General features: G+C 65.0%; 13 protein-coding genes. 6 read left to right on the forward strand and 7 right to left on the reverse strand.

Annotated elements, in window-relative coordinates; all coding sequences use genetic code 11:
- Positions 1–40 precede the first annotated feature (40 nt).
- Positions 41–964, forward strand: a complete 924-nt coding sequence (locus K2W61_RS08525; protein WP_175135444.1) for a LysR family transcriptional regulator — start codon at positions 41–43, stop codon at positions 962–964.
- A 111-nt stretch (positions 965–1,075) separates the two neighbouring features.
- On the opposite strand, the gene gyrB is transcribed toward K2W61_RS08525, so the two are convergent.
- The 3 genes from gyrB to dnaA all read right to left on the reverse strand — a co-directional run bounded on the left by gyrB (position 1,076) and on the right by dnaA (position 6,191).
- Complete coding sequence (gyrB, locus tag K2W61_RS08530; RefSeq protein ID WP_175135443.1) at positions 1,076–3,523, reverse strand: DNA topoisomerase (ATP-hydrolyzing) subunit B; 2,448 nt, start codon at positions 3,521–3,523, stop codon at positions 1,076–1,078.
- A 95-nt stretch (positions 3,524–3,618) separates the two neighbouring features.
- Entirely contained in the window at positions 3,619–4,728 is a 1,110-nt protein-coding gene (gene dnaN, locus K2W61_RS08535; RefSeq protein WP_175135442.1) for a DNA polymerase III subunit beta, read from the reverse strand.
- Positions 4,729–4,730: 2 nt separating this feature from the next.
- Positions 4,731–6,191 (reverse strand): chromosomal replication initiator protein DnaA, encoded by a 1,461-nt coding sequence (gene dnaA / locus K2W61_RS08540; protein ID WP_236755439.1) that lies wholly within the window; start codon positions 6,189–6,191, stop codon positions 4,731–4,733.
- 412 nt (positions 6,192–6,603) lie between these two features.
- Here dnaA and rpmH point away from each other — a divergent pair, with 412 nt between their 5' ends.
- From rpmH to K2W61_RS08565, 5 genes are all read left to right on the forward strand, one after another.
- A complete protein-coding gene (gene rpmH, locus K2W61_RS08545) occupies positions 6,604–6,738 on the forward strand; it encodes a 50S ribosomal protein L34 (RefSeq protein WP_003816025.1) in 135 nt (44 codons plus the stop codon).
- A 46-nt stretch (positions 6,739–6,784) separates the two neighbouring features.
- Entirely contained in the window at positions 6,785–7,156 is a 372-nt protein-coding gene (locus K2W61_RS08550) for a ribonuclease P protein component (RefSeq protein WP_175133260.1), read from the forward strand.
- Complete coding sequence (yidD, locus tag K2W61_RS08555; RefSeq protein WP_272909281.1) at positions 7,153–7,476, forward strand: membrane protein insertion efficiency factor YidD; 324 nt, start codon at positions 7,153–7,155, stop codon at positions 7,474–7,476. Before K2W61_RS08550 ends, yidD begins: the two co-directional genes overlap by 4 nt.
- Positions 7,477–7,524: 48 nt before the next feature.
- Positions 7,525–9,213 carry a membrane protein insertase YidC gene (gene yidC, locus K2W61_RS08560; protein WP_236755440.1) on the forward strand — a complete coding sequence of 563 codons (1,689 nt, stop codon included), beginning with the start codon at positions 7,525–7,527 and terminating at the stop codon, positions 9,211–9,213.
- Between the two features lie 274 nt (positions 9,214–9,487).
- Positions 9,488–10,933, forward strand: a complete 1,446-nt coding sequence (locus tag K2W61_RS08565) for a catalase (RefSeq protein ID WP_236755441.1) — start codon at positions 9,488–9,490, stop codon at positions 10,931–10,933.
- A 216-nt stretch (positions 10,934–11,149) separates the two neighbouring features.
- Here K2W61_RS08565 and K2W61_RS08570 read toward each other — a convergent pair whose 3' ends face one another.
- The 4 genes from K2W61_RS08570 to K2W61_RS08585 all read right to left on the reverse strand — a co-directional run bounded on the left by K2W61_RS08570 (position 11,150) and on the right by K2W61_RS08585 (position 14,933).
- Entirely contained in the window at positions 11,150–11,365 is a 216-nt protein-coding gene (locus K2W61_RS08570) for a hypothetical protein (protein ID WP_175133162.1), read from the reverse strand.
- Positions 11,366–11,594: 229 nt separating this feature from the next.
- On the reverse strand, positions 11,595–12,797 hold the full coding sequence (locus tag K2W61_RS08575) for a M20 aminoacylase family protein (protein WP_236755442.1): 1,203 nt from the start codon (positions 12,795–12,797) through the stop codon (positions 11,595–11,597).
- A 118-nt stretch (positions 12,798–12,915) separates the two neighbouring features.
- Positions 12,916–13,932 carry an ABC transporter ATP-binding protein gene (locus K2W61_RS08580; RefSeq protein WP_175133255.1) on the reverse strand — a complete coding sequence of 339 codons (1,017 nt, stop codon included), beginning with the start codon at positions 13,930–13,932 and terminating at the stop codon, positions 12,916–12,918.
- Positions 13,929–14,933, reverse strand: a complete 1,005-nt coding sequence (locus tag K2W61_RS08585; protein ID WP_175133254.1) for an ABC transporter ATP-binding protein — start codon at positions 14,931–14,933, stop codon at positions 13,929–13,931. The genes K2W61_RS08580 and K2W61_RS08585 overlap by 4 nt, the downstream gene beginning before the upstream one ends.
- Positions 14,934–14,937: the final 4 nt, after the last annotated feature.

Raw genomic sequence — 14,937 nt, forward strand, 5'->3', positions numbered from 1 at the left:
AGCCGCTATCATCGACGCGACTTTCTTCGCGAGAACCACCATGAACAAACTGCCGGATCTGGAGGGCTGGGCGATCTTCGCCAAGGTCGCCGACACGGGCTCCTTCGCCAAGGCGGCGGCCGAACTGTCCCTGTCCCAGGCCACGGTCTCCAAGACCATCACGCGGCTGGAAACCAAGATGAAGACCATGCTGTTCCACCGCACCTCGCGCAGCATGTCCTTGACCGAATCCGGCTACGCGGCGCTGGAACGCGCCGCCCGCATCCTCGAAGAAGGCGAGGCGGTCGAGGCCGAGGTCACGGAAAAATCCACCAGCCTGCGCGGCAAGATCCGCCTGGCCGCGCCCATGTCGTTCGGCGTCACCCACCTGGCGCCGATGCTGCCGCCCTTCATGCAGGCCCATCCCGAGGTCGACCTGGAAGTCGAGTTCAACGACAAGCAATCCGACCTGGTGTCCGAACGCTTCGACCTGGCCCTGCGCATCTCCAACCTGGTGGACTCGACCCTGTTGGCGCGGCGCCTGTGCTCGGTGCGCATCCTGCTGGTGGGCGCGCCCAGCTACTTCAAGCGCGCCGGCCGGCCCAGGCACCCGCGCGACCTGGCGCAGCACACCGCGCTGCAATACATGTATGCGCGCAACGGGTCGAGCTGGCGCTTTCGCCACGACAAGCACGGCGAGTTCTCGCAATCGCTGCCGGTGCAGTTGAACGTCAACAATGCCGAGGCCTTGTCACCGGCGTTGCAAGCCGGCCTGGGCCTGGCGCTGCAGCCGGAGTTCCTGGCCTGGGAAGACCTGCAATCGGGCGCGCTGGAAACCGCCATGGACGATTGGCAGGTCGACCCGATCGCGCTGCACATCGTCACGCCGCCGGGACGCCGGCGGCCAGCGCGGGTGCAGGCGCTGATCGAATATCTGGCACAACGGTTGACGGCGGAGCCGTGGGCCAGCGACGTGCAGGGGTAGGCCACGCGCGGCGGCTCACGGGCCGATCGCACAGGAAATTAAAAAGGGGCTGCACACAGGCAGCCCCTTTTTCATGTATTCCGGATCGCGCAAGACGCGCCGGCGATACGATCAGACGTCGATGTTCCCCGCCGACAGCGCATGCGTCTCGATGAAGTTGCGGCGCGGTTCGACATCGTCGCCCATCAGCGTGGTGAAGACCTCGTCGGCCGCGATGGCGTCCTCGATCTGCACGCGCAGCAGGCGGCGCACCTTCGGGTCCATGGTGGTTTCCCACAGCTGGTCCGGGTTCATTTCGCCCAGGCCCTTGTAGCGCTGCTTGGAGATGCCGCGCTCGGCTTCGCTGCGCAGCCACTGCATGGCTTCGCGGAAGTCGGACACGGGCTGTTCCTTGCGCTTGTCGCCTTCGCCGCGGGCCACCAGCGACTGCGGGCCGACCTTGCCGGAGAAGCTCTTGGCCGCCTTGGACAGGATGGCGTAGTCCGAACCACCGACGAAATCGGCGTCGATGATGCTGACGCGCACATTGCCATGGTGCATGCGTTGGATCGACAGGCGGTGGCGCTCGGTGGCGGCGTCGAACTCGGGTACGACCTCCACGCCATTGCCACTGACCGGGTCGCGCATGGCGTCGGCCAGGCGCTTGGCCGAATCGGCGGCGGCCTCGGCCGTCTCCAGGTTGATCTCCACGCCCTCGGCCATGGCCGACAGCGCGGCCACGTCGAACACGCGCGACAGGCGCGCAATGACGCCGTCGGCAGCCACGTATTGGTGCGCCAGCTCGCCCAGCTCATCACCGCGGATGATCTTGCCGCCGGCAATGATCTCGGCGTCTTTCAGGGCCTGCTGCAGCATGAACTGCGCTTCTTCCTGGTCATCCTTCAGGTAGCGCTCTTCGCGGCCGACCTTGACCTTGTACAGCGGCGGCTGCGCGATGTAGACATAGCCGCGCTGCACCAGTTCGGGCATCTGGCGGTACAGCAGCGTCAGCAGCAGCGTGCGGATGTGCGCGCCGTCCACGTCCGCGTCGGTCATGATGATCAGGCGGTGGTAGCGCAGCTTGTCGACGTTGAAGTCGGGGCCGATGCTGGTGCCCAGCGCGGTGATCAGCGTGGCGATCTGTTCGCTGGCGATCAGGCGGTCAAAGCGTGCCTTCTCGACGTTCAGCACCTTGCCGCGCAGCGGCAGGATGGCCTGGAACTTGCGGTCGCGGCCTTGCTTGGCCGAGCCGCCCGCGGAGTCACCCTCGACGATGTACAGCTCGCACAGCGCCGGGTCTTTTTCCTGGCAGTCGGCCAGCTTGCCGGGCAGGCCGGCGCCTTCCAGCACGCTCTTGCGGCGCGTCATTTCGCGCGCCTTGCGAGCGGCTTCGCGCGCGCGGGCGGCCTCGACGATCTTGTTGCACAAGGCCTTGGCGTCGTTCGGGTGCTCCAGCAGCCAGGTCTCCAGCGTACGGGCCACCGCTTCCTCGACCGCCGGACGCACTTCGCTGGACACCAGCTTGTCCTTGGTCTGGCTGCTGAACTTGGGCTCGGGCACCTTCACGGACAACACGCAGGCCAGGCCTTCGCGCATGTCGTCGCCCGAGGTCTCGACCTTGGCCTTCTTGGCCAGTTCATTGTCAGTGATGTATTTGTTGATGATGCGGGTCATCGCCGCGCGCAGGCCGGTCAGGTGCGAGCCGCCGTCGCGCTGCGGGATGTTGTTGGTGAAGCACAGCACGCTTTCGCTGTAGCTGTCGTTCCACTGCATCGCCACTTCCACGCCCACCGGCACGCCGCCCGCCGACGATTCGGTGCTGACCGAGAACACGTTCGGATGCAGCACCGTCTTGGCGCGATTGATGTATTCGACGAACCCCTTCACGCCGCCGGAGAAGGCGAAGTTCTCTTCCTTGCCCTGGCGCTGGTCGATCAGACGGATCTTGACGCCGTTGTTCAGGAACGAGAGCTCGCGCAGGCGCTTGGAGAGGATCTCGTAGTGGTACTCAATGTTGTTGAAGATGATCGGGTCGGCCAGGAAGCGCACTTCGGTGCCGCGCTTGTCGGTCGTGCCGGTCACGGCCAGGGGCGCGACGCGCTCGCCCTGGCGGAATTCCATCTGGTGCACTTCGCCGTTGCGGCGGATGGTCAGACGCAGCCACTCGGACAGCGCGTTCACGCACGACACGCCCACGCCGTGCAGGCCGCCGGACACCTTGTACGAGTTCTGGTCGAACTTGCCGCCGGCGTGCAGTTCGGTCATGACGATTTCCGCCGCGCTGCGGTGGAATTCATCGTCCTTGTGGATATCCGTGGGAATGCCGCGGCCGTTGTCGGTCACCGAGATCGAGTTGTCGGTGTGGATCGTGACGACGATGTCGTCGCAATAACCGGCCAGCGCTTCGTCAATGGCGTTGTCGACGACTTCGAACACCATGTGGTGCAAGCCGGTACCGTCGGACGTGTCGCCGATGTACATGCCGGGGCGCTTGCGCACGGCCTCCAGCCCCTTGAGCATCTTGATCGAGTCCGCGCCGTAGCCGCTGTTCTCGGGAGTGGTGTTCTGCTGATCTGACATGTCTGTATCGATAACGCTTTAAAGAACGGCCTGGCGGCCGGACCGCCGGCGGGCCATCGGGCCCGCGGGCGGCACAAACCCACATTGACGCGGACTCAGATCCGCATGGGCATGACGACGTACTTGAACTGGTCGTCTTCGGGCAGGGTGATGAGCGCCGACGCATTGGCATCGGGCATGACCGACCACTGGATGTTGTCCACCTTGACGTTGGCCAGCACGTCGAGCAGGTAGCCGACGTTGAAGCCCACGTCCAGCGGTTCGTGGCCGTAATCGATGTCGATTTCTTCCTGCGCCTCTTCCTGCTCGGCGTTGGAGGACGAGATCTTCATCTGGTTCTGCGCCAGTTGCAGACGCACGCCCTTGAACTTGTCGGTGGTCAGAATGGCGGCGCGCTGCAGGCTGCCCTGCAGGGCCTCGCGGCCCACCAGGAAGTGGCGCGTGTAGTTGGTCGGGATGACGCGGGTGAAGTCGGGGAACTTGCCTTCGACCAGCTTGGACACCAGCTCGACATCGCCGAAGCGGAAACGGATCTGGCCCGGCGCCACGTCGATCGAGACGGGCTCATCGGAGTCTTCCAGCAGGCGCTGCATTTCCAGCACGGTCTTGCGCGGCACGATGACTTCGTGGCGTTCGCTGATGCCGTCGGCTTCGGTGGAGCAATGCGCCAGGCGGTGGCCGTCGGTGGCGACCGCGCGCACGCGGCCCGGTTCGAACACCAGCAGCATGCCGTTCAGGTAGTAGCGGATGTCCTGCTGCGCCATGGCGAAGTGCACCATGTTGAACAGGTGGCGCAGCGTGCGTTGCGGCATGGTCAGCGACACATCCCACTGCTCGGGCTGGGCCACGGTGGGGAATTCGCTGGCGGCCAGCGTCTGCAACGCGAAGCGGCTCTTGGCCGACTGCACCGACAGCTTGTTGCTGGCCAGCGCCAGGCGCACGTCGCCGGTGTCCGGCAGGGCCTTCAGGATGTCCAGCAACTTGCGCGCCGCGACCGTGGTGGACTCGTTGTCGTGACCCACGCCAAAGTCGGCATGCGTAGTGATCTGCACTTCCAGGTCGGTCGCAATGAAGGCAACCTTGTTGCCTTCCTTGCGCATCAGGATGTTCGCCAGGATGGGCAGGGTATGGCGTCTTTCGACGATGCCCGCCACGGTCGACAGCGGTTTCAGCAATGCATCGCGTGTGGTTTGTACGAGTTGCATGGTCATCCTTTTAGAGTTTGTTCCAACACGTGCAGGGTATGGTTGAGCTCCGCTTGCTTGGCGCGGGCGTCGGAAATCTTGCGTACGGCATGCAATACGGTGGTGTGGTCACGGCCACCGAACAGATCGCCGATTTCCGGCAGGCTTTTCTGGGTCAGCTCCTTGGCCAGGTACATGGCGACCTGGCGCGGCAAGGCGATATTGGCCGGCCGGCGTTTCGAATACATGTCGGCGACCTTGATCTTGTAGAAATCCGCCACCGTCTTCTGGATGTTCTCGACGGTGATCTGGCCGTTGGACACGGACAGCAGATCCTTCAGGGCTTCCTTGCAGACGTCCACGGTCAGCACGTCGCGGCCGTGGAAACGGGCATACGCCAGCACCTTGCGCAACGCGCCTTCGAGTTCACGCACGTTGCTGCGCAGGTGCTTGGCGATGAAGAACGCCACTTCCTCGGGCATCGGCACGCCCTCGGACTCGGCCTTGCGCAGCAGGATCGCCACGCGCATCTCGAGTTCGGGCGGCTCGATCGCGACCGTCAGGCCGGAATCGAAGCGCGAGATCAGGCGGCTGTCGATGCCCGACAGTTCCTTCGGATAGGTGTCGCTGGTGATGATGATCTGCTTGCGCTGCGCCACCATCGCCTCGAACGCATAGAAGAATTCTTCCTGCGTGCGGTTCTTGCCGGAGAAGAACTGGATATCGTCGATCAGCAGCAGGTCGAGCGAATGGTAGTAGCGCTTGAAGTCATCGAACGCCTTGCGCTGGTAGGCCTTGACCACGTCGGACACGTACTGGTCGGCGTGCACGTAGCGCACGCGCACCCCGGTGCCCGCGGCCACCATGGCGTTGCCGATGGCGTGGATCAGGTGGGTCTTGCCCAGGCCCACGCCGCCGTACAGGAACAGCGGGTTGTACGAAGTGCCCGGGTTCTCGGCCACCTGCAGCGCGGCGGCGCGCGCCAGCTGGTTGGCCTTACCCGTCACGAAGTTCTCGAACGTCAGGTCGGTGTTCAGGCGCGAGCGCTCGTACACGATGTTGGCGGCGTCCGCGTTCACGGCCGCGGCCGCCGCGGTGGTCGCGACGGGGGCGGGCGCGGCGGGCTGCGCCGGCATGCCTGGCGGTGGCGCGCCGCCCAGGGGCGCGGCGGCCGAAGGCGCGGTCGGCACGGGCGGCTGCGCGCGCACCGGCGCCACCGGCATGCGCGGGGTGGCGCCTTGCGTGGGCAATTCGAACAGGACCTGTACCGGACGCTCGAACCACTCCGCGGCCAACGCTTCGATCTGGTGGGAGAAGTTCTTGCGCACCCAGTCCAGCTTGAACCGGTTGGGGGCGGCAACGCGCAGCACCGCCTGCGTTTCGTCATACGCAAGCGGGACCAGCGGTCGTATCCACGCGCTGATTTGTTGGGGGGGGAGTTCCTGCTCAAGACGACTGACGCAGGTCTGCCAGAATTCTTTCATGTCGCTCTTATTCAAACCTCGATTCTACCTTGCCTGAGCGCGGGTTATCCACAGGGTAGGGCATGAGCCTGCACAGGGCCGCTGCTTAACTGTTTGACAAGACAGGGAAAACTTGCTGAAATGGTGGGCTTTTCCGAATTCTGTCTGTCAGAAGGTTTCGCAGAAGGCCCAGATTCGCACGGGTAACAGGGTAATGGTTACACTTACCCCGCCCCGACACTGTGCCTTGCTGAATAGGTCGCCCGGGGATTACCCGGACCAGAGCCCCGTCTACAAGCCTGTCTTTGCCAGTGAATCCGCATGTCACGTGCGATTCACAGCGAAACGCTTACTAGATACCCGCTACCGGATTTGCGACCAGGAACCCTCCGGGCAGGTCCCTTCTGACTTTTGTTCTTTTTGTGGATCGTCCATGAAACGCACCTACCAACCTTCCGTTACCCGCCGCAAGCGCACCCATGGTTTCCGCGTGCGCATGAAGACCCGCGCTGGCCGCGCCATCCTGAACGCCCGCCGCGCCAAGGGCCGCAAGCGTCTGGCCGTCTAAGTCTTGCCTTCGCGCAGACGCCAGACCCACGCCTGACCCGCAGTCCATGCCGCGCGCCACGCTTCCGCCGGAGGCGCGGCTGCATCGCCCCTCCGAGTTCGCCGCCGCCCTCAAAGGCCGGCGTCTTGCCCGAGGGGCGTTTTTCGTTGTGAGCGCCGCTTCCAACGATCTGCCCCCCGGCCAGGACGCCTGTGCCCGCCTGGGCCTGGTGATCGCCAAGCGCTTTGCCGCCCACGCCACCACGCGCAACGCCCTCAAGCGGGTCATCCGCGAAGCGTTCCGCCAACGGCGGCTGGGGCTGCCGGCAAAAGATTACGTCGTGCGGCTGCACAGTAAAGTGGCGCCCGCCACGCTCACCGCCCTGAAACAGGCGGCCCGGGCCGAAGCGGACGCTCACTTCGAGCGGATAGCGCGATGAATGGGCCCGCCCCCCGGCAGGCAGGCCGCCCGCGACGCGGGCGTTCCGTGGGGGCCGCCATCCTCATTGCCCCGATCCGGTTCTACAGGTTTTTCCTGAGCCCCTGGATCGGCCGGCAGTGCCGCTTCACCCCGACCTGCTCGGCTTACGCGATCGAAGCCATTGATCGCCACGGCCCCTGGCGCGGCTTCTGGCTGATGCTGCGCCGGATCGGCCGTTGCCATCCCTGGTCGCCCGGCGGCTGGGACCCCGTTCCCCCGGCCAAGGGAACCAATGGCGGTGCCTGCTGTTCCCATGGCCACCGCACCGAGCATGATTGACGCTAAACTGGCGGGCTTTGCTGGCCCGTATTCACTTCAGTAGGCACCATGGATATCCGACGAACCGTCCTCTGGATGATTTTCTCCTTCTCGCTGTTGCTCCTTTGGAACAACTGGCAGATCCATAACGGCAAACCGTCGTTGTTCGGGGGCCCCACGCCCACGGCCAGCACGAACGCCAACGGCACGCCGGCCGCCGCGAACAACGCGACGCCTTCGGTGCCCAACGCCCCGGCCGCCAGCGCCGCGGCCGCGCCTTCCACGGTGCCGGGAGCCGCCACGCCGGCGCCGACGCGCTCGGAAGAGGTGGTCGTCACCACCGACGTGCTGCGCCTGACCTTCGACACGCTGGGCGCCCAACTGGTGCGCGCCGAGCTGCTGAAGTACCCGGCCACCGGCCATCCCGACAAGCCCACCGTGCTGCTCGATCGCTCTGCCGGCCTGAACTACGTGGCCCAGACCGGCGTGGTCGGCGCTCCCAATGGCCAGAGCTTCCCGACCCACCAGACGCCGTTCCGCGTGGTCTCGACCGAGCGCCAGATGACCGGCGACAGCCTGGTGGTGACTTTCGAGGCGGAATCGGGCGGCGTCAAGGTCACCAAGACCTTCACCCTGCATCGCGGCCGCTACGACATCGACGTGCGCCACGACCTGGCCAACGTCGGCAGCGCCCCCGTGACGCCCGCGCTGTACTTGCAGCTCGAGCGCGACGGCAACGACCCGGCCGACACCTCCAGCTTCTATCACACCTTCACCGGCATCGCCGTCTACTCGGAACAGGACAAGTTCCAGAAGATGACCTTCGCCGACATCGAGAAGAAGAAGGCCAACTACATCAAGCAGGCCGATAACGGCTGGATCGCCGTGGTGCAGCACTACTTCGCCACCGCCTGGGTGCCGCCGCAAGGCAAGCCGCGCAACAACGAAGTGCTGGAAGTGCAGAAGAACCTGTACGCCGCCCGCACCATCGAAGCCGTGGGCGATATCGCCCCGGGCGCCTCCGCCCGCGTCGATTCGCATCTGTGGGTCGGTCCGCAGGACCAGAAGGCCATGGCGGCGCTCGCCCCCGGCCTGGAACTGGTGGTGGACTACGGCTGGCTGACCATCATCGCCAAGCCGCTGTTCAAGCTGATGACCTGGCTGCATTCGATCCTGGGCAACTGGGGTTGGACCATCGTCGCCCTGACCGTGCTCATCAAGGCGCTGTTCTACCCCCTGGCCGCCGCCAGCTACCGCTCCATGGCCCGCATGAAGCAGGTCGCCCCGCGCCTGCAGGCCCTGAAGGAAAAGTACGGCGACGACAAACAGAAGCTCAACGCGGCCATGATGGAGATGTACCGCACCGAGAAGATCAACCCGCTGGGCGGCTGCCTGCCGATGGTGGTGCAGATCCCGGTGTTCATCTCGCTGTACTGGGTGCTGCTGGCCAGCGTGGAAATGCGCGGCGCGCCGTGGATCCTGTGGGTGCACGACCTGTCGATCCGCGACCCGTACTTCATTCTGCCCGCCATCATGATGGCCACCATGTTCCTGCAGATCAAGCTGAACCCGACGCCCCCGGACCCCGTCCAGGCCAAGGTCATGATGATCATGCCGCTGGTGTTCGGCGGGATGATGTTCTTCTTCCCGGCCGGCCTGGTGCTCTACTGGTGCGTCAACAACACGCTGTCGATCGCCCAGCAATGGTCCATCACCCGCGCCATGCAGCGCAAGACGGAAGCCGCGGCCAATCGCTGATCTTCTGCCCGCGCAATGAAAAGCCGGCCCTCAGGGGCCGGTTTTTTTTGTCCGTGTTTCAGCGCGATTTGTCGGCGATGCGGGTCAAGTCGCGTTCGTCATAGTTATTTTCAATTGAATTTAGTCAATCAATCAACTTCACACTGCAAACGATGACCCCTATGATGTGTCGGAGATATCCCTCCGGCCGGCAATGATACGGAGCGGTATCCGATCACGTTGCGCGGCCCCTGAGGCGCCGCGCATTCCAGGAATTATGTAGGGAGTGTGTGCCATGACCGACAAGAAGCATCTGACCACCGCCTCGGGCGCCCCGGTGGCCGACAACAACAACACCCTGACCGCCGGCCCGCGCGGCCCGGCGCTGTTGCAGGACTTCTGGCTGATAGAAAAGCTGGCCCATTTCGACCGTGAACGCATTCCCGAACGCGTGGTGCATGCCAAGGGTTCGGGCGCCTATGGCACCTTCACCGTCACCCACGACATCACGCAGTACACCCGCGCCAGCATCTTCTCCAAGGTCGGTAAACAGACCCCGTTGTTCCTGCGCTTCTCGACCGTGGCCGGCGAACGCGGCGCGGCCGACGCCGAGCGCGACGTGCGCGGCTTCGCCATCAAGTTCTACACCGACGAAGGCAACTGGGACCTGGTGGGCAACAACACCCCGGTGTTCTTCATCCGCGACCCGCTCAAATTCCCCGACTTCATCCACACGCAGAAACGCGATCCCAAGACCAACCTGCGCAGCGCCACCGCGGCCTGGGATTTCTGGTCACTCAGCCCCGAATCGCTGCACCAGGTCACCATCCTGATGAGCGATCGCGGCATCCCGGCCAACCTGCGCCAGCAGCATGGCTTCGGCTCGCATACCTTCAGCTTCGTCAACGCCAAGGGTGAACGCTTCTATGTGAAGTTCCACTTCAAGTCGCAGCAGGGCATCGCCTGTCTGACTGACGAGGAGGCGGCGCAAGTGGTGGCCCATGACCGCGAAAGCTCGCAGCGCGACCTGTTCGACAACATCGAGCAAGGCAACTTCCCGAAGTGGACGCTGAAGGTGCAGATCATGCCCGCGGCCGACGCCGAGACCTATCACATCAACCCGTTCGACCTGACCAAGGTCTGGCCGCACGGCGATTACCCGCTGATCGAAGTGGGCGTGCTGGAACTGAACAAGAATCCCGAGAACTACTTCGCCGAGGTCGAGCAGGCCGCCTTCACGCCCGCCAACGTGGTGCCCGGCATCGACTTTTCGCCGGACAAGATGCTGCAGGGCCGGCTGTTCTCTTATGGCGATACGCACCGCTACCGCCTGGGCATCAACCACCACCAGATCCCGGTGAACGCGCCACGCTGCCCGTTCCACAGCTACCACCGCGACGGCGCGGCGCGCGTGGACGGCAATGCCGGCGGCACGCTCAACTACGAGCCCAACAGCGCCGGCCAGTGGCAGGAAACCCCGTCGGCTGGCGAACCGCCGCTGCCGCTGGACGGCCAGGCCGCCGCGCGCTGGAACCACCGCGTGGACGATGACTACTACTCGCAGCCGGGCGCCTTGTTCCGCCTGATGACGCCAGCGCAACAGGAGCAGTTGTTCGGCAACATCGGCCGCCATATGGCCGGCGTGCCCGAGGAAATCCAGCGCCGCCAGCTGGAGCACTTCCGCAAGGCCGATCCGGCCTATGCCGCGGGCGTGGCCCAGGCGCTGGGCCTGAAGCTGTAGAAGCGGCGTCCCGGCGCGGCCAATACGCCGCGCAACACGCTATGGGCGGCCCCTGGGCCGCCCGTTTTATTGCCGGCTGCGCGTTTTTTTGCCGCTTTTACGGCTTTTTTGCGTCGGTTCCGGTTTTTTCCGCCAGCGTTTTGCTCCGAAAGCCGCTGCAGGCGACTTTTCCACAACTGGGCCGAAAAAAGTTATCCCCATTCATCCACAGGCTATTCACAGGCAATCCACAGGAATCCCACTGGCCTTGTGGATAGCACCGCCCGGGCATGTTGTGGAAAACCCGCTTTCCCCGTATTCAGGTCCGGATCGCACAGCACCGGCCACGGCGGGCGTGGGCGACGCCAGGGCCACGAGCGCCAGCGCCAATGCCACGCCGGCACCGCTGGCGGTGCGAATCAGTCGTTCGCGCAGGTCGGAGGACAGTTGCATGGCATTCCTTGGGGATAGATCGCGACCAGCCGGCCCGGCGCCGCGGCCCGGTCGGATGCATCAGGAAGGACCCATTATGAAAAGCGCGCAACCTATATCAAACGAAGTTCTGGGTGTTTGGACAAAGCCTGGCGTCATATAGAAAAGCCGCCCGGGCGCAGGCGGGCGGCTTGCTGGGGCATTCCTGCCGGACAGACGGCCGGAATGCCCGGAACACCTTGGAACGGCGTTATTTCTGCACTGGCAGATAGGCCTGAACCAGCTTGACCCAATAGGTCGCGCCCACCGGCAGCAGCGCATCGTTGAAGTCGTAGTTCGGGTTGTGCAACTGGCACGGCCCCATGCCGTGATAAGTCTCCATGCGGTGGTCGCCATCGCCGTTGCCCAGGAACAGGTAGGCGCCCGGAAGCGCCTCCAGGAAGAACGAGAAGTCCTCGGCTCCCATGAAGGGCGGCATGTCGCGCACCACGTTCTCGGCGCCGAAGGTGTCCTCGGCCACCTGCGCGGCAAACGCGGTTTCCTTTTCCCAGTTCACCAGCGGCGGATAGGCGCGCACGAAGTCCAGCGTGCCGGTGCCCCCGTACACCTGCGGCAGGGTGGTGGCGATGCGGCGCATGTCTTGCTCGATCTTGTCGAGCACCTCGACCGAATAGGTGCGCACCGTGCCGCGCAGCACCGCTTCGCCAGGAATCACGTTGTAGGCATCGCCGGCGTGGATCTGCGTGATCGACAGCACCGCCTGCTCCAGCGGATTCTTGCTGCGCGAAATCACCGTCTGCAGCGCATGCACCATGTCGGCGGCGACGATGATCGGGTCGACCGACGCGTGCGGCTGCGCGGCATGGCCGCCTACCCCCTTGATGACGATGTCCCAGCGGTTGCTCGACGCCATGGTCGGCCCCGCGCGAAAGCCGAACTGGTTGACCGGCATGCCGGGCATATTGTGGATGCCGAACACCGCGTCACAGGGAAACCTGTCGAGCAGGCCGTCCTGCATCATCGCGCGCGCGCCGGCGTTGCCGCCTTCCTCGGCCGGCTGGAAGATGAACACCACGGTGCCATCGAAATCGCGATGGGTCGACAGGTACTGCGCCGCGCCCAGCAGCATCGCGGTGTGGCCATCATGGCCGCAACCATGCATGCGGCCGCTGATGGTGGACTTGTGGGCGAAGCGATTGTGCTCGGGCATGGGCAGCGCGTCCATGTCGGCGCGCAGGCCGATGGTCTTGCCGCCGCTGCCGGCGCGCAGCACGCCCACCACGCCGGTTTTCCCCAGCCCGGTATGGACTTCCAGTCCCCATTGGCGCAGGCGGTCGGCCACCAGGTTGGACGTGCGCGTTTCCTGGAAGGCCAGTTCGGGATGGGCGTGGATGTCACGGCGCAGCTCGGTCAGTTCACCGTGGGCGCGTTCGATTTCGGCTAGGGTTTTCATGGCGGTGGATAAGCTGAAAGAATAGAGGCGGAAACGAGAGAACGGATGTCGTATGACAGGGTATCGGGAAATTCTCGCGCCCGTCGCCGGCCGCGTCCAGCGCTGTTACCGATTGGCGTCAGCCCGCGTCGTTCAGGTGGCAGGCGCTGAACTGCAGTGGCGCCACCTCGCGCAGCAGCGGCCGTTCGGTCTTGCAACGCGGCATAGCCTGTGGACAACGCGGATGGAACGCACAGCCGCCCGGCGGATCCAGCGGCGACGGCAACTCGCCCTTGATCGGCTGGTAGTTGCGGCGCCCCGGCGTCAGTGTCGGCAATTCCTTGAGCAGCGCCTGCGTGTACGGATGGTTGGCGCGCTGGAACACGATATCGGTCGGCGCCAGCTCGACCACGCGGCCAAGGTACATGATGGCGACGCGATCCGAGATATGACTGACCACACTCAGGTTGTGGCTGATGAACAGATACGTCAGGTCCAGTTCATCGCGCAACTTTTCAAACAGATTCAGCACCTGCGCCTGGATCGACACGTCCAGCGCCGCCACGGCCTCATCGCATACGATCACCGAGGGCTTGAGCGCCAGGGCCCGCGCGATGCCGATGCGCTGGCGCTGGCCACCCGAGAACTGGTGCGGATAGCGCTGCGCGAAAGTCGGATCGAGTCCCACCTGGCGCATCAGGCCGGCCACGTATTCGCCCTTGTCGCGCGCGCGGATCAGGCCATGCGCCACCGGCGCCTCGCCAATGATCTCGCGCACCCGCATGCGCGGATTGAGCGATGCATACGGATCCTGGAAGATCATCTGCACGCCCAGCTCGTAGGCGCGCCGCTGCGGCGGCGCCATGCCGTGGACCGCATGGCCCTGGTAGCGCACCTCGCCGGCGCTGGGCGGCAGAATCCCCGACACCACCCGCCCCAGCGTCGACTTGCCGCAACCCGACTCCCCGACAATACCGATGACCTCGCCCGGCTGCACGTCCAGGTCCACGCCAGCCACGGCGTGCACCACCTGCGTCTTCAAACCCGCGCCCAGCAGGTTGGCAATGCGGCCGGCCAGGTCAACGTGTTGCGTGAAGCGCAGCTCCACGCCGCGCAGCGACAGGATGGGGGCGGTGGCGTGATCCGTTGTACTCATTGGGCCTCCGGGGCGCCGGCATGCCAGCAACGCACCCATTGCGCCGGGCGCACTTGCACCGGCTGCGGTTCGGCCAGACAGGCATCGCTGGCACGCGGACAGCGTCCGCGAAACGCACAGCCCTGCGGCAGATTGAGCAAGGACGGTGTCATGCCGGGAATCGGCACCAGCGGCCGGCCGCGCGACTGCGGCGTAGGAATCGAGGCGATCAGGCCGTGCGTGTAGGGATGCATCGGATGGCTGATGACATCGTACGTGCTGCCGGTTTCGACCACGCGGCCGGCGTACATCACCGACACGCGGTCGGCCAGGCCCGCCACCACCGCCAGGTCGTGTGTGATCCACACCAGGCCGGTGCCGGTCTCGCGGCACAGCTTCTGCACTTCGAACAGGATCTGGCCTTGGATGGTTACGTCCAGCGCCGTGGTGGGTTCATCGGCAATGATGACGCGCGGCGAATTCAGCAACGCGATCGCAATCGCCACGCGCTGCCGCATGCCACCCGACAACTGATGCGGATACGCGCGCAGGCGTTCCTGCGGCGACGGGATGCCAACCATCGTCAGCGTCTGCAGCGCGCGGTCACGCGCCTGTTCGCGCGATACCCGATGATGCGCCCGCACCGCCTCGATCATCTGCGTATCGACGCGCAGCACCGGATTCAACGTCATCATCGGATCCTGGAAGATCATGGCGATCTCCTGGCCGCGCAACTGCCGCCAGCGCGCCGGCGATGCGCCGCGCAGGTCCTCGCCGTTCAGGCGCAACTCGCCTTCGACAATGCGGCCGGGTTCATCCAGCAGGCCCATCAACGAGAAACCAGTGATGCTCTTGCCCGAGCCGGATTCGCCCACCAGTCCCAGGATCTCGCCCTCGGCCAGCGTCAGGTCGACGCCGTCGACCGCCTTGACCACGCCGTTGCGCGTGAAGAAATGCGTCTTCAACCCCCGCACATCGAGCACGGCGGGGGCGGGCGACTTTTCCACAGCTTGTGTCTGCATCGCG

This window comes from Achromobacter pulmonis (assembly GCF_021733725.1).
GTDB lineage: Bacteria > Pseudomonadota > Gammaproteobacteria > Burkholderiales > Burkholderiaceae_B > Achromobacter > Achromobacter pulmonis.

Coding starts and splice junctions, on each gene's coding strand:
- K2W61_RS08580 (WP_175133255.1), bottom strand. CDS start 13,932: ATGAGTACAACGGATCACGCCACCGCCCCCATCCTGTCGCTGCGCGGC.
- yidD (WP_272909281.1), top strand. CDS start 7,153: ATGAATGGGCCCGCCCCCCGGCAGGCAGGCCGCCCGCGACGCGGGCGT.
- K2W61_RS08565 (WP_236755441.1), top strand. CDS start 9,488: ATGACCGACAAGAAGCATCTGACCACCGCCTCGGGCGCCCCGGTGGCC.
- K2W61_RS08575 (WP_236755442.1), bottom strand. CDS start 12,797: ATGAAAACCCTAGCCGAAATCGAACGCGCCCACGGTGAACTGACCGAG.
- rpmH (WP_003816025.1), top strand. CDS start 6,604: ATGAAACGCACCTACCAACCTTCCGTTACCCGCCGCAAGCGCACCCAT.
- K2W61_RS08585 (WP_175133254.1), bottom strand. CDS start 14,933: ATGCAGACACAAGCTGTGGAAAAGTCGCCCGCCCCCGCCGTGCTCGAT.
- yidC (WP_236755440.1), top strand. CDS start 7,525: ATGGATATCCGACGAACCGTCCTCTGGATGATTTTCTCCTTCTCGCTG.
- K2W61_RS08550 (WP_175133260.1), top strand. CDS start 6,785: ATGCCGCGCGCCACGCTTCCGCCGGAGGCGCGGCTGCATCGCCCCTCC.
- K2W61_RS08570 (WP_175133162.1), bottom strand. CDS start 11,365: ATGCAACTGTCCTCCGACCTGCGCGAACGACTGATTCGCACCGCCAGC.
- dnaA (WP_236755439.1), bottom strand. CDS start 6,191: ATGAAAGAATTCTGGCAGACCTGCGTCAGTCGTCTTGAGCAGGAACTC.
- dnaN (WP_175135442.1), bottom strand. CDS start 4,728: ATGCAACTCGTACAAACCACACGCGATGCATTGCTGAAACCGCTGTCG.
- gyrB (WP_175135443.1), bottom strand. CDS start 3,523: ATGTCAGATCAGCAGAACACCACTCCCGAGAACAGCGGCTACGGCGCG.
- K2W61_RS08525 (WP_175135444.1), top strand. CDS start 41: ATGAACAAACTGCCGGATCTGGAGGGCTGGGCGATCTTCGCCAAGGTC.